This window comes from Paracoccus sp. SMMA_5_TC, assembly GCF_009696685.2.
GTDB lineage: Bacteria > Pseudomonadota > Alphaproteobacteria > Rhodobacterales > Rhodobacteraceae > Paracoccus.
Genome location: NZ_CP102355.1, coordinates 2,463,836 through 2,476,602, shown reverse-complemented (window position 1 = coordinate 2,476,602; position 12,767 = coordinate 2,463,836). Strand labels below are relative to the sequence as shown.

Below are 12,767 nucleotides of genomic sequence, written 5' to 3'. Positions count from 1 at the left end.
GCGGAAAATCCTTGGGTGGCAGGGCAGGCATGCTTAACCCGACGGCGAGGGCATCCTACGCCGCCGGGCGACTAATTCGAAAAATTCCGGTCCTGACGAACATGCGCGGGTTATAGGAAACCGTCCTGCGCGCTGCAAGCGCGGCTTGCGGGCCGCACCCGCCGGGCGCATGGGGGCGCGGCAATGCGCCGCCTTGCGGGAACGGGGGCGCGGGGCCATATCTTGGCCCATGATCCCGCCGCGCTTCGATATCACGCCTGAACAGATCGACCGCGTCGTCGCGGTGTTTTATGCCGCCATCCGCCGGCACGAGGTGCTGGGCCCGGTCTTTGCCGCCCATGTCGCCGATTGGCCCGCGCATGAGGCCAAGATCGCCGGTTTCTGGCGCAATGCGATCCTTTATGAGCGCGGATATGACGGCAATCCGATGCAGGTGCACATGCGGGCCGGCGATGTCAGGGCCGATCATTTCGCCCCCTGGCTGATGCTGTTCGACGAAACCCTGCGTCGGGAGTTGCCCGCAGACAGCGCCCGCGCCTGGTCCGCGCTGGCGCATCGTATCGGTGCGGGTCTACGCATGGGGGTCGAGGATCTGCGCGAGCGTCGCCGTGGCCCGCCGGTCTTGCGCTGACGCGGAATGGCGCGAAAACAAAGCGCGAACATAAGCAGGGGCTACCGCGATGCAGATTGATTACATCGAATTCAGTTCGCCGGACCTGCAGGCAACCAAAGCGCTTTTCGCCCAGGCTTTCGGCTGGAATTTCAATGACTATGGGCCGGAATATCAGGAACTTGCCGATGCCGGCCTGGCGGGCGGGGTGGCGGCAGCGCCGCTGGCCCCGCCCGTGGTCATCCTGAAATCGGACAATCTTGAACAGGCCCTGGCCCAGGTGCAGGCAGCGGGCGGAACCATCACCCTGCCGATCTTTGATTTCCCCGGCGGCCGGCGGTTCCAGTTCCGCGAACCTGGCGGCACCGAAATGGCGATCTGGTCCGAGGCCTAGTTGCGCGGCGGCCGGGCCTTGTAGACGGGCAGGCGCCAGCCCAGCCACATGCTGCCCGCGCGCAGTGCCAGCACCACCAGCGCGCAGCCGATCAGCGACCAGCCCCGACCCGTTCCCAGCCACAACAGCGTCAGCGCCGCCACCGCCCCGCCGAAGGTGGCGGTGATGTAAAGTTCGCCCTGCCGCAGCACCATCGGCACCTCGTTGCCCACGACATCGCGCATCAACCCGCCAAAGGTGCCGGTCATCACCCCCATCATCACCGTGACCACAGGGCTGGCGCCTGCCTCCAGCGCGACGCCGACACCCGCGGGAACCGCCACCGCCAGCGCAAAGGCGTCCAGCCAGACAATGGCGCGATAGCGGCTTTCCAGCAGATGCGCGCTAAAGAACACGACAATCGCGGCGCCCGATGTCAGCAGGATCAGTTCCGGCCGATCGACCCAGAACACCGGCGTGCGCCCCAGCACCAGGTCGCGCAGCGTGCCGCCGCCGACCCCGGTCAGCGTGGCGAAAAAGATAAAGCCGACCACATCCAGCTGCCCCCGGCTGGCTACCAGCGCCCCGGTCAGGGCAAAGACCAGAACGCTGGCATGATCCAGCACCGCGATCAGCACCTCGAGGCTCATGGCGCCGCCTTCTGGGGCTTGAACGGGGCCATGCCTGCCCGGGCCAGCGCATCGGCGCGTTCGTTTTCCGGGTGGCCCGCGTGACCCTTGATCCATTCCCAGCGCACCTTGTGACGCGCCTGCGCGGCATCCAGCCGTTGCCACAGCTCGGCGTTCTTGACCGGCTTGCGGTCGGCGGTGCGCCAGCCGTTGCGCTTCCAGCCGTGGATCCACTGGGTCACGCCGTTTTTCACATAGGCGCTGTCGGTGGTGATGGTGATCTCGCTGGGCCGGGTCAGGGTTTCCAGCGCGGCGATGGCGGCCATCAATTCCATACGGTTGTTGGTGGTCTCGGGCTCGCCGCCCTGCAATTCGCGTTCCTTCAGGACGGTGGCGCCGTCCATGGCCCGCATCAGCACCCCCCAGCCGCCGGGGCCGGGGTTGCCGCTGCAGGCGCCATCGGTCCAGGCAAACAGCGCCGTCACCGTGCGGCCCCCGACAGGCTTGCCGGCGCGATCATTGCCCCAACCCGCGATAGCCGGGCTGCGCCGCGATCCGTGCCAGCCAGGCCGTGATGCCGGGATAGCGCCCCAGGTCGTAACCACCCAGCCGTTCGGCGCTGTGGGTATAGCCATACAGGCAGACATCGGCCAGGCTGATCGCATCGCCCACCAGCCAGTCGTGATCGCGCAGCCGGTTTTCCATGATCTGCAAAAGCTGATGCCCGCGGGTCAGCAGCTCTGCCAGCCGCTCGGGCGTGGCCTGCGCGCGACGATGGGGATAGGTCAGCAGCGCGCCGCGCACGGCAATGACTGCCTCGTGCTGGTTCTGTTCCCAGAACATCCAGGCCAGCATCCGCGCGCGGTCCGCCGGATCGGCCGGCACCAGGCGCGTGCCTTCGCCCAGGTAACACAGGATGGCGTTCGATTCCGGCAACAGTTGACCGTCGTCCAGTTCAAGGACCGGCGCCTTGCCAAAAGGCAGCCGGCCTTCGGCATGGGCCTTTTCCAGGGCCGGTGTCTGGTATTCGACATCAACGATCTCGCAATCGCGACCCAGCAGCGCCAGCAGCAGCCGCACCTTGTAGCTGTTCCCCGACGAGGGCATGGACCACAGTTTCATTGTCTTGAACCTTTCCGACGCCGCGCGGGCCGGCCTCAGGCCTCGCGCAGGACGCGCGGCACCTTGAATTCGACATTCTCGCGCGCGGTTTCCACCAGCTCCAACGTCACCTCGTAGCGGTCGCGGAAGGCGGCGATCACCTCGTCCACCAGCACCTCGGGGGCCGATGCGCCGGCGGTGACGCCGACGGCGCGCGCGCCCGTGATGGCGCGCCAGTCGATCTGATCGGCACGCATCACCAGTTGCGCATAGGCGCAGCCGGCGGCGCGCCCCACCTCGACCAACCGGCGCGAATTGGAACTGTTCGGCGCACCGATCACCAGCAGCGCGTCGATCAGCGGCGCCATCGCCTTGACCGCGCCCTGGCGGTTGGTGGTGGCATAGCAGATATCTTCCTTGGCCGGGCCGACGATGGCGGGAAAGCGCGCTTGCAAGGCCGCGACGATGGCGGCGGTGTCATCGACCGACAGCGTGGTCTGGGTGATGAAGGCCAGCCGTTGCGGGTCGCGGGGCCGGACCGTGGCGACATCTTCGACGGTTTCGACCAGGATCACCTCGCCCTCGGGCAGCTGGCCCATGGTGCCCAGCACCTCTGGGTGGCCGGCATGGCCGATCATCACCATCTGCAACCCCTCGGCATGGTGACGTTCGGCCTCGACATGCACCTTGCTGACCAGGGGGCAGGTGGCGTCGACATAGACCATGTCGCGGCGGCGCGCCTCGGCCGGGACCGATTTTGGCACGCCATGGGCCGAAAAGATCACCGGCCGGTCATCGGGACATTCGGACAGTTCCTCGACAAAGACGGCCCCCTTGGCGCGCAGACCGTCGACCACGAACTTGTTGTGGACGATCTCGTGCCGGACATAGACCGGCGGGCCCCATTTCTGCAGCGCCATTTCGACGATCTTGATGGCGCGGTCCACTCCGGCGCAAAAGCCGCGCGGCGCGGCCAGATACAGGGTCAGTGCGGGTTTCTGGGTCATGCCTGTCACCTAGCGGTCCGCGGCCGCGCCTGCAAGTCAGCTGCCGTCAAAGCTGGTCAGCACGTGAACGTCATGGCCCATGCCCTCAAGCAAGGCGCGCCCGCCCAGATCGGGCAGGTCGATGACAAAGGCGCAACCGGTGACGGTTGCGCCCAGGCGCTGGCACAGGTTGATCGCGGCGACGCAAGTGCCGCCGGTGGCCAGCAGGTCGTCGACGATCAGCACCCTTTCGTCGGGGCGCAGGGCGTCGTCGTGAATTTCCATTACCGCTTCGCCGTATTCGAGGGTATAGGCCTCGGACAGGACGGTGCCGGGCAGCTTGCCTTTCTTGCGGATCGGCACGAAGCCCACGGAAAGCTGATGCGCGACCGCGCCCCCCAGGATGAAGCCGCGCGCCTCAAGCCCCACCACCTTGTCGATCGGCTCGCCGGCATAGGGGGTCAGCAACTGGTCCACCGCCATGCGAAAGCCGCGCGCGTCGGCAAACAGGGTGGTGACATCGCGAAACAGGATGCCTTCGTGCGGGAAATCCACGATGGTGCGGATATAGTCGCGCACGTTGCGGCTGTCGCGGGGGCGCTTGTCCATCAAGGGCGCTCCATTTCAAAGGTTTCGGTGGTGATGCAGTAGTCCATGTAGCCCAGGCGCGCCAGCCAGCCCGAGGGTGGGCGAAAGCGTCCCTGTTGCAGGCAGTCGGGACGCAGATGGATGCCGGTGACCACGCCCAGCACCATCACATTCGCCTCTCCGGCAAGGCGCAGCACCCGGGTCATGCGACATTCCAGGGACGCCGCCGCGCCGGCGACGCGCGGACAATCGATGGTTTCGCATTCGGCGGCCTCGATTCCCACGGCGGCAAATTCGCTGGTGCCGGCGGGCAGCATCGCCGAGCTGGCGTTGACCTGTTCGCGCAGCGCGCCATCGGCGATGTTCACGCAAAAGACGCGGCTTTCCACGATCTGGGCCACGCTGTCCTTGGTGCCGGGACGGTCAGGCTTGGCCGAGGTCGAGGCAAACATCACCTGCGGGGGAACATATGCGGTCAGATTGAAGAAGGAATAGGGGGCAAGGTTGTCGCCCAGCCGGCCGCGGGTCGAGATCCAGCCGATCGGGCGCGGCGCCACCAGCGCGTTCAGCGGATTGTGGGGCAGGCCGTGGCCGTTTTCGGGTCGGTAGAACATCGTCATTCCTGCTGTCTTGCGCCCATCAGCAGTGCCGGGCGCGGGCGCGGGCGTCAAGCGCGTTCCGCGTGGCGCGCGTTTCGTCGCCATGTCGTGAAAGCCGGTTTTCGTCGCTGCGCAGCCATGTTAGGCCCCTGCTCGGCCGGCGGGGTCGCGGCCGAATCTGGTGTCGAGGCCTGGACAGGATGTACGAACTTCGCCCCGAAAGCCCTGAGGACTCGCCCGAGGTCGAGGCGCTGCTGGACCTGTGCTTTGCACCGGGGCGGACGGCCCTGTCATCCTATCGGTTGCGCGACGGGGTGGCGCCGGTCTGGCCGCTGTGTCTGACCCTGCGCAACGAACTGGGGGTTCTGGTCGGCGCGATCCGATACTGGCCGGTGCGGGTCGGCGGGCAGCAAACGCTGCTGCTGGGTCCGGTGGCGGTGCACCCCACCACCCAGGGCGAGGGGCTGGGCGCCTTGCTGATGCGCGAAAGCATGGCGCGGGCGCGCGCCCTTGGGTGGGGGCGGGTCATGCTGGTCGGCGATCTGCCCTATTATCAGCGCTTTGGCTTTCAGCGGCTGAAGGGGGTCGAGATGCCGCCCCCTACGAACCCCGATCGCATCCTGGGCCACGAACTTGTTGCCGGCGCCTGGGCGGGGGTGCAAGGGCCCGTTGAAAAGGCCAGCGGCGCCGAGGCAGCCGCCCTGCAGCCCGATGAACCCCACTTGCCGCCCCCCAGCATGGGCCGCATCCGTGTCAGCCCCCAGGGCAGCCCCGATCAGTCATAGTTGAACGCCTGGGGGTGATTGGCCAGGCTGCCGGTCAGCGCGGCAAAAAGGATCGTGCGCCCGTCGATCGATTCCGGGCCGCCCCCGATGTTCAGCCAGGTCAGAAGCTCGGCACCCTTACCGTCGCTGACAGACAGCAGGCCGTGCGCGGTGCCGCTGTCGGGCTGGTAAAGCATCGCGATCTGGTTTTCGCCGCAATTGTGCTGTTCGCAGCCCGTCAGCACCAGATATTCCTTGCCGCCGAACCCGACTTTCTGCGCCGGTGTCACCACGATCGCCTTGCGCACCCATTCGGGCATCTCGTGCCCTTCGGCCATCCTGTCATAGGCAGCCGTCAGCGCCTGATCCTGCCCAAGGTCGGCCAGGGTCGGGCCCTCGAACGCGGGCTGCTGGGCGGGCTGTTCCTGGGCAGCCGCCATCGCGCCTGCCGACAGGCTCAGCGCCAGGGCCAGGGTCAGCGATTGCAGGGGGCGGGAAATCATCATGGCTTGATCCTTTATGTCGTTCATGGTGGCAAGGTATCCGCGCCACCCTTGTGGAACCGGCGGGGCCCGCCGGGGGTTCCCTGAACGATCCGCTTTCCAGAGCTTGCCACGGATGACCGAACACAGCCAGATCCCGCCGCGCCAGACCGTCCTGCCGCCGATCACCGACCCGACCGTTCATGTCCAGATCGACCGGCTGGCCCGGCGCTATCTGGATGCCGGCGGCTTTGCCATGGAGATCCTGACCGCGGTCGGCGGCAAGGCCGAAGGGCTGATCGAGCGTTTGCCCGATCCTGTCCGCAAGCGCATGGACCGCATCACCCTGGCGGCGCTGAACCGGGCCTTTGATGCCGCGGGCCGCTCGCGCGGAGTGCTGCGCGAACGTGGCGACATGTTCAACCGGCTGCTGTCGACGACCACGGGCGCGGTCGGCGGGCTGGGTGGCCTGGGCGGGGCGATGATCGAATTGCCGGTGACGGTGACGCTGCTGCTGCGGGCGATCATGGACATCGCCTCGGAACACGGTTTCGACCCGGAATCCGATCAAACCCGGCGCGAGGCGCTGCATGTCTTTGCCGCGGCCGGGCCGCTTGCCGATGACGAGGGCACCGATCTGGGCCTGCTTGCCGCGCGGATGACCATCACCGGACAGACACTGCAGGCGCTGATCGCGCGGGTGGCGCCGCGTCTGTCGGCCTCGCTGGCGCAGAAGCTGGCAGCGCAGACCGTTCCGATCTTTGGCGCCCTGGCTGGGGCGACGATCAACTACAATTTCAGCCGTTACTATCAGGAACTGGCGCGGGTGCATTTCGGGCTGCTGCGGCTGGCGCGGGAAACCGGCATCCCGCGCGAGGCGCTGGCCGAGGCGATGGAGGCGCGGATGATCCAACTGCGTCCCAATACCGCCGCGCGCAAGCTGATGCGCCGCCGCTAGATCCTTCCACGACTGCAAAAAGGGGCGCCCCTGCGGACGCCCCGGATCATCCGCATCTGCGGCGGTCGCGCTCAGTCGGCGCTGGCCTCTTGCAGGCGCAGCCCGGCGGGGGCACCTTGCAGGTGGTCGATCGGCCGGGCATCCGCCGCATCGCCGCCCGCCAGCACCCGCTCGAAACGCTCGCGGTCCAGCGCACCTTCCCACCGGCTGACGACAACCGTGGCCACCGCGTTGCCGATGAAGTTGGTGATCGAACGGCATTCCGACATGAAGCGGTCAACGCCCAGGATCAGCGCCATCCCAGCGACCGGCACGGTGGGCACCACCGACAGCGTCGCCGCCAGGGTGATGAAGCCCGCCCCGGTCACGCCCGCCGCGCCTTTCGACGACAGCATGGCCACCAGCAACAGCAGGATCTGCTGTTGCAGCGACAGGTCGGTGTTGGTGGCCTGGGCGATGAACAGCGCCGCCAGCGTCATGTAGATGTTGGTGCCGTCCAGGTTGAAGCTGTAGCCCGTGGGCACGACCAGACCCACCACCGAACGCTTGCAGCCGGCTTTCTCCATCTTTTCCATCAGCGAAGGCAGCGCCGATTCCGAGGACGAGGTGCCCAGCACCAGCAGGATCTCGGCCTTGAGATAGGCGATCAGGCGAAAGATCGAAAAGCCGTTCAGCATGCAGACCGTGCCCAGGATCACCACGATGAACAGCGCCGAGGTCAGATAGAAGGTGCCGACCAGCGTCGCCAGGTTCACCACCGAGGCGATGCCGTATTTGCCGATGGTAAAGGCAAAGGCCCCAAATGCACCGATGGGCGCGGCCTTCATCAGGATGTCCACCATGCGGAAAACGGCATGGCTGATCGCCTCGAACAGGGCGACGACGGGCTTGCCCTTTTCGCCGATCAGGATCAGGCCGATGCCGAACAGGATGGCGACGAACAGCACCTGCAGGATGTTGCCGTCGACAAAGGCCGAGGTGATCGTGGACGGGATGATGTCCATGACAAAGCCGGTCAGCGAGGTTTCATGCGCCTTGCTGGCATAATCGGCCACCTTGCTGGCATCGAGTGTCGCGGGATCGATGTTCATGCCGACGCCGGGGCGGATGACATTGGCGGTGACCAGACCGACAATCAGCGCCAGGGTCGAGAAGGTCAGGAAATAGCCGAAGGCCTTGCCAGCGACCGAGCCGACGCCGCGGATGGTGCCCATGCCGGCCAGGCCGGTGACGATGGTCAGAAAGATGACCGGGGCAATGATCATCTTGACCAGCTTGATGAAGCCGTCGCCCAGCGGCTTCAGCGCCTCGCCGGTTTCGGGATAGAAATGACCGATCAGCGCGCCGGCGACGATGGCGCACAGCACCTGGAAATAGAGATGACGGTAAAAGGGGCGCGGGGCATGAGCCACCGGCGCGGCCGTGGTGTCGATGTGCATGGGGCCTCCTCCGACATGCATGTGACGATGATGTGACGCATGATAAGGCTGTGGTCAGTGGTGCCCAAAAGCTGTGCGCAAGGCGGTAATGCGTTGAAATCATGACTTTTTGAGCAACAAGCGCCGCTTGAAACGTGTGGTTTCCAACACATTCCGTCTTTGCTAGTGTGGAAATCCACACAGCTGCGCCCGCGTTGGGGGAGGGATGGCCGTCACCACCGATTCGTCAGATTCCGCCGCGGCCGCCACCCTGCGGCGCGTGGTGGTCGCGGCGCTGATCGTGCTGGTGCTTCTCGCGGCAATGGGTGCGGCCTTTCGCATCGCGCATGACAATGCGGCCCGGACCCAGGCCGAGCGGCTTGGGGTCAGTGCGCAAAGCCGGGCACAGACGCTGGAAAGCATCCTGGGCAAGCAGCGGGCCGTCGCCACGGTGTTGTCCGACGATGCCGCCGTGCGTCAGGCGCTGGTCGACCCCTCGCCTGAAAGTGTCGCGCGCGTGTCCCGAAAGTTCGAGCGGTTGCGCGAACAGACCGGCAGCGCGGTGATCTATCTGCTTGACCGCAGCGGCGTGGCCATAGCCGCCTCGAACTGGGACAATCCCGACAGCTTCATCGGTTCGGACTACAGCTTTCGCAGCTATTTCAGCGACGCGCTGCTGCGGGGCGAGGCGACGCAATTCGCCCTGGGCACGGTCAGCAAGCGGCCCGGGCTGTACCTGTCGCATGATGTGAGCCAGGCGGGCACGGCGCTGGGCGTCATCGTGGTCAAGGTCGAATTCGACGCCCTGGAGACCGCCTGGGCGCAGGCGGCTGAAACCACCATCGTCACCGGCAGCGACGGTCAGGTCATCCTCTCCAGCCAGCCGGGATTGCGCTTTGCGCCGCTGCCGCTGCCCGGCGCCGGGCAGGTTTCGGCACGGCGTGACATCGCGGGTGCCGGCTGGGTGCTGTGGGTGCGGGCACCGGCGGCCGAGGCCACGCGGTCGGCGCTGCTGGCTGCGGGCAGGGTCGGGTTTCTGGGGCTGCTGGTGCTGGGCGCGGGGCTTTGGCTTGCGCGTGCCCGCACCCGCACGGCCCGCCGCATCGCGACCGAACGACGTTATCGCGCCGATCTTGAACGCGCGGTCGCCGAACGCACGCGCGACCTGACGGCCGAGATGCGCGAACGCCGCGCCGCCGAGCAGCGGCTGGCGCATTTGCAGGGGGAACTGGTGCAGGCCAACAAGCTGGCGACCCTGGGCCAGATCACTGCCGGCGTCGCGCATGAGGTGAACACCCCCCTGGCCACCATCCGCCTTCTGGCCGAAAATGGCCGCAGCCTGCTGGGGCAATCGCAACCCGAGGTGCACCGCAACCTGGGCCAGATCCTGCGCATGTCCGACCGCATCGCCCAGATCACCACCGAATTGCGCGGCTTTGCCCGCAAGGCGACGGGGGAACTGGCGCTGGTGTCGATTCGCGACGCGCTGGATGCGGCCTTGCTGCTGACGGCCAGCCGCCGCAGGGCGCAGAACATCCGCCTGGTCCAGCCCGAGATTCCGCCCGACCTGCGGGTCATGGCCGAAACCGTGCGCCTGGAACAGATCCTGGTGAACCTGATTCAGAACGCCACCGAGGCGCTGGAGGGACGCCCAGATCCCGAAATTCGCATCACCTTGCAGGAGGGGCCGATGCTGCGGCTGAGCATTTCCGACAATGGGCCCGGCCTGTCGCCGCAGATTGCCGCCCAGTTGTTCACGCCCTTTGCCACCACCAAACCCGGCGGGCTGGGGCTGGGCCTGGTGATCTCGCAAGACATTGCGCGGGATTTCGGCGGCAGCCTGACCGCGGGGCCGGTGGTGGCGGGCGCAGGGGCGACCTTTCACCTTGACCTGCCGAGGGCGCCATGACCGACGCCGCGTTGGTTCGCCTGGTCGATGACGACCCCGACCTGATCGAGGCGCAGGTGCAGGCGCTGCACATCGCCGGCTTTCGCACCGAAGCCTTTACCGATCCGGCGAAGGCCTTGGCCGGGCTGGGCCCGGAATGGCCCGGCGTGGTGCTGTCTGACGTGCGCATGCCGGGGATGGACGGATTCCAGCTGTTCCAGCGCATCCACGCCATCGACCCGGAATTGCCGGTGATCCTGCTGACCGGACACGGCGATGTGCCGATGGCGGTGGCGGCCCTGAAGCAGGGGGTTTATGACTTTCTGACCAAGCCGGTGGGCGGGGGGACGCTGGCCGCAGCCCTGACGCGCGCGTCCTTCAGCCGCGCCCTTGTGCTGGAAAACCGCGCCCTGCGCCGCCAAAATCAGGAAGGCGCCGCCCGTTAAACTCGGCTGATCGGTCAAAGCGCCTTCATGCAGCATTTGCGCGAAACCATCGCCCGGCTGGCCGAGGCGGGCGGCGATGTGCTGATCCTGGGCCCCAGCGGATCGGGCAAGCAGACCGTGGCCCGTGCCCTGCACCGGCAGGGGCCACGCCGGACGCGCGCCTTTGTCCATGTCGCCTGTGCAGCCCTGGACGAAGCCCGGTTCGAGGCCGAGATGCTGGGCAGCGAGCCGCAGGGCCGCGCCCCGCGCCAGCCCGGCCGGCTGGAGGCCGCCCATCGCGGCACGCTGTATCTGGACGAAATCGATGCCCTCGCCCCTGTGCTGCAAGCCCGCCTGCTGGCGCTGATCGAGGCGGGCCAGTTCCTGCCGCCGGGCAGCGCCACGCCCCGTCCGCTGGATCTGCGCATCATCGCCTCGACCGGTGCCGATCTGGAGGCGCTGATGCGGCAAGGTCGCTTTCGCAGCGATCTTTATTACCGGCTGTCTGGCACCACGCTCAGCTTGCCGCCGCTGGCAGACCGGCGCGAGGACATTCCCGAACTGTTCCGGCATTTCCTGCTGATGGCGGCGGCGCGGCTGAATCTGCCGGTGGCCCCTGTCACCGGCGCGGTCAAGGCGCGATTGGCCGGTCATGGCTGGCCCGGGAACCTGCGCGAATTGCAGCAATTCGCCGAAAGCCATGCCCTTGGGCTGACGCCATTCGATCCGCGCAGCGACGGGGGCGAGGCACCCGGCCTTGCCGATCTGGTTGCAGAATACGAAGCCGAACTGATCCGCGAGGCGCTGCGCCTTGCCCAGGGCAATGCGACCCAGGCGATGACCCGGCTGCGGCTGCCGCGCAAGACATTCTATGACAAGCTGACGCGGCACGGCATCCGGCCCGCCGATTTCCGCCCGGGCTAAAGCGCCTGAAGGCGCTGCCGCAGATGCGGCATCCGCGCCAGCGTCGCCTCAAGCCGCCGGCGCCAGGACGGCCCCTGCGCCAGCGCGGTTTCATAGGCTTCGCGCAGGTCGTCCGGGCGATCCTCGGCCAGCACCTCGATCAGGAATTGCGCCTGTGCGCGGTCCTTGCGCGCCTTGAGCGTTTCGGGTCCGTCGCGTCGGCGATCGGCGACAATCAGCTTGTGAATGGCGAAGCGTTCCGGCCGTGGCACCTGGATCAGGAAGCCGGCGCGATAAAGCAGCGGCACCCGGATCGGCTGGGCGATCAGATAGTTCAGATAATGCAGGCTTTGCGCCGAAACCCCCAGCGCGGGCAGGTCGCGCAAGGTCTCGTTCCCGTCGAAACATGGGGTCAGGAATTCGACCAGCGTCTGTTGCCGCCCCTGACGCCAGCGCCAGACCCGCTGCCCTTCGACCGAGGGCAGGGGCTCGAACCGCAGATCACGGAACACCTCGGCCAGTGGTTCGGTCACCTGATCGCCCAGCACCAGCGACAGGCGCTGAAAGCTGGCGATGTCGATATCGTCGGTCATCGCGGTCTGGTCAAAGCCGATCCGCACCCCCAGTTCGCCCTCGTAGCAGCGAAACGCCTGGGTTCCGACCAGCGTGCCGCCCAGGCGGAACACGCCGGTGCGCGCCATGGCCGAAATCACCTGACCCGAGCCTTGGTCGGTCATCAGGCAACCTTCGGCCCGCAGGATACGCATCAGCCGGGCGCGTTCGGGCTGGCTGTCCTGTTCGGCCGCGCGCAGGGCTTGCAACCGTTCCAGGCGCTGGCGCAGTTCGGCATCGTCTTCGCCGATATAGCGGTCGATGGTGCGGTCGCCGATACGGAAATGGTCATACCAGTAACTTTTCTGGCCCACCTTTTTCAACCGCGGCACCCCGCGCAATTCGCTGACCGCCGCATCCTTGAGATGGCGCAGCAGGTCGGTCCAGGCCGCGACCGCGACCGGCGAAAGGTTCTGGATCACGGGTTACCC

Annotated in this window: 16 protein-coding genes; 7 read left to right on the top strand and 9 right to left on the bottom strand. The window is 66.9% G+C overall.

What is annotated here, in order from left to right:
- Positions 1 to 229: 229 nt before the first annotated feature.
- On the top strand, positions 230 to 631 hold the full coding sequence (locus GB880_RS12790) for a group III truncated hemoglobin (protein WP_154491797.1): 402 nt from the start codon (positions 230 to 232) through the stop codon (positions 629 to 631).
- A 49-nt stretch (positions 632 to 680) separates the two neighbouring features.
- Positions 681 to 1,004, top strand: coding sequence for a VOC family protein (locus GB880_RS12785; RefSeq protein ID WP_154491794.1), 324 nt, complete (start codon positions 681 to 683; stop codon positions 1,002 to 1,004).
- Here GB880_RS12785 and GB880_RS12780 read toward each other — a convergent pair.
- The 6 genes from GB880_RS12780 to GB880_RS12755 are packed head-to-tail and all read right to left on the bottom strand — an operon-like array spanning position 1,001 to position 4,901.
- Positions 1,001 to 1,633 (bottom strand): trimeric intracellular cation channel family protein, encoded by a 633-nt coding sequence (locus GB880_RS12780; RefSeq protein ID WP_154491791.1) that lies wholly within the window; start codon positions 1,631 to 1,633, stop codon positions 1,001 to 1,003. The two genes, GB880_RS12785 and GB880_RS12780, sit on opposite strands and share 4 nt — an antisense overlap.
- Positions 1,630 to 2,097 carry a ribonuclease HI gene (gene rnhA, locus GB880_RS12775; protein ID WP_263467177.1) on the bottom strand — a complete coding sequence of 156 codons (468 nt, stop codon included), beginning with the start codon at positions 2,095 to 2,097 and terminating at the stop codon, positions 1,630 to 1,632. Before rnhA ends, GB880_RS12780 begins: the two co-directional genes overlap by 4 nt.
- 31 nt (positions 2,098 to 2,128) lie before the next feature.
- Positions 2,129 to 2,734 carry a glutathione S-transferase family protein gene (locus tag GB880_RS12770; protein WP_154491788.1) on the bottom strand — a complete coding sequence of 202 codons (606 nt, stop codon included), beginning with the start codon at positions 2,732 to 2,734 and terminating at the stop codon, positions 2,129 to 2,131.
- A gap of 35 nt (positions 2,735 to 2,769) precedes the next feature.
- Positions 2,770 to 3,720 carry a 4-hydroxy-3-methylbut-2-enyl diphosphate reductase gene (gene ispH / locus GB880_RS12765; protein WP_154491785.1) on the bottom strand — a complete coding sequence of 317 codons (951 nt, stop codon included), beginning with the start codon at positions 3,718 to 3,720 and terminating at the stop codon, positions 2,770 to 2,772.
- 36 nt (positions 3,721 to 3,756) lie between these two features.
- The gene (locus tag GB880_RS12760) at positions 3,757 to 4,308 is read right to left on the bottom strand and encodes an adenine phosphoribosyltransferase (protein WP_154491782.1); all 552 of its coding nucleotides are present in this window, start codon (positions 4,306 to 4,308) and stop codon (positions 3,757 to 3,759) included.
- On the bottom strand, positions 4,308 to 4,901 hold the full coding sequence (locus GB880_RS12755) for a flavin reductase family protein (protein ID WP_154491779.1): 594 nt from the start codon (positions 4,899 to 4,901) through the stop codon (positions 4,308 to 4,310). The genes GB880_RS12760 and GB880_RS12755 overlap by 1 nt, the downstream gene beginning before the upstream one ends.
- Before the next feature lie 185 nt (positions 4,902 to 5,086).
- On the opposite strand from GB880_RS12755, the gene GB880_RS12750 reads away from it, so the two are divergent.
- On the top strand, positions 5,087 to 5,671 hold the full coding sequence (locus tag GB880_RS12750; protein WP_154491776.1) for a GNAT family N-acetyltransferase: 585 nt from the start codon (positions 5,087 to 5,089) through the stop codon (positions 5,669 to 5,671).
- On the opposite strand, the gene GB880_RS12745 is transcribed toward GB880_RS12750, so the two are convergent.
- The gene (locus GB880_RS12745) at positions 5,662 to 6,156 is read right to left on the bottom strand and encodes an Ivy family c-type lysozyme inhibitor (protein ID WP_154491773.1); all 495 of its coding nucleotides are present in this window, start codon (positions 6,154 to 6,156) and stop codon (positions 5,662 to 5,664) included. The genes GB880_RS12750 and GB880_RS12745 overlap by 10 nt on opposite strands.
- 112 nt (positions 6,157 to 6,268) lie before the next feature.
- On the opposite strand from GB880_RS12745, the gene GB880_RS12740 reads away from it, so the two are divergent.
- A complete protein-coding gene (locus tag GB880_RS12740) occupies positions 6,269 to 7,090 on the top strand; it encodes an EcsC family protein (protein WP_154491770.1) in 822 nt (273 codons plus the stop codon).
- Positions 7,091 to 7,161: 71 nt separating this feature from the next.
- Here the strand turns inward: GB880_RS12740 and GB880_RS12735 are convergent, their stop codons facing one another.
- A complete protein-coding gene (locus tag GB880_RS12735; protein ID WP_154491767.1) occupies positions 7,162 to 8,529 on the bottom strand; it encodes a dicarboxylate/amino acid:cation symporter in 1,368 nt (455 codons plus the stop codon).
- A gap of 205 nt (positions 8,530 to 8,734) precedes the next feature.
- Between GB880_RS12735 and GB880_RS12730 the strand changes: the two genes are divergently transcribed.
- From GB880_RS12730 to GB880_RS12720, 3 genes are read left to right on the top strand one after another with little or no spacing between them, the layout of a single operon-like run.
- A complete protein-coding gene (locus GB880_RS12730) occupies positions 8,735 to 10,417 on the top strand; it encodes a sensor histidine kinase (RefSeq protein WP_263467176.1) in 1,683 nt (560 codons plus the stop codon).
- On the top strand, positions 10,414 to 10,842 hold the full coding sequence (locus tag GB880_RS12725) for a sigma-54-dependent Fis family transcriptional regulator (RefSeq protein ID WP_263467175.1): 429 nt from the start codon (positions 10,414 to 10,416) through the stop codon (positions 10,840 to 10,842). The genes GB880_RS12730 and GB880_RS12725 overlap by 4 nt, the downstream gene beginning before the upstream one ends.
- Positions 10,843 to 10,869: 27 nt before the next feature.
- Entirely contained in the window at positions 10,870 to 11,745 is an 876-nt protein-coding gene (locus tag GB880_RS12720; protein ID WP_263467174.1) for a sigma-54-dependent transcriptional regulator, read from the top strand.
- On the opposite strand, the gene GB880_RS12715 is transcribed toward GB880_RS12720, so the two are convergent.
- A complete protein-coding gene (locus GB880_RS12715; protein ID WP_263467173.1) occupies positions 11,742 to 12,758 on the bottom strand; it encodes a nucleotidyltransferase family protein in 1,017 nt (338 codons plus the stop codon). The genes GB880_RS12720 and GB880_RS12715 overlap by 4 nt on opposite strands.
- Between the last annotated feature and the right edge of the window lie 9 nt (positions 12,759 to 12,767).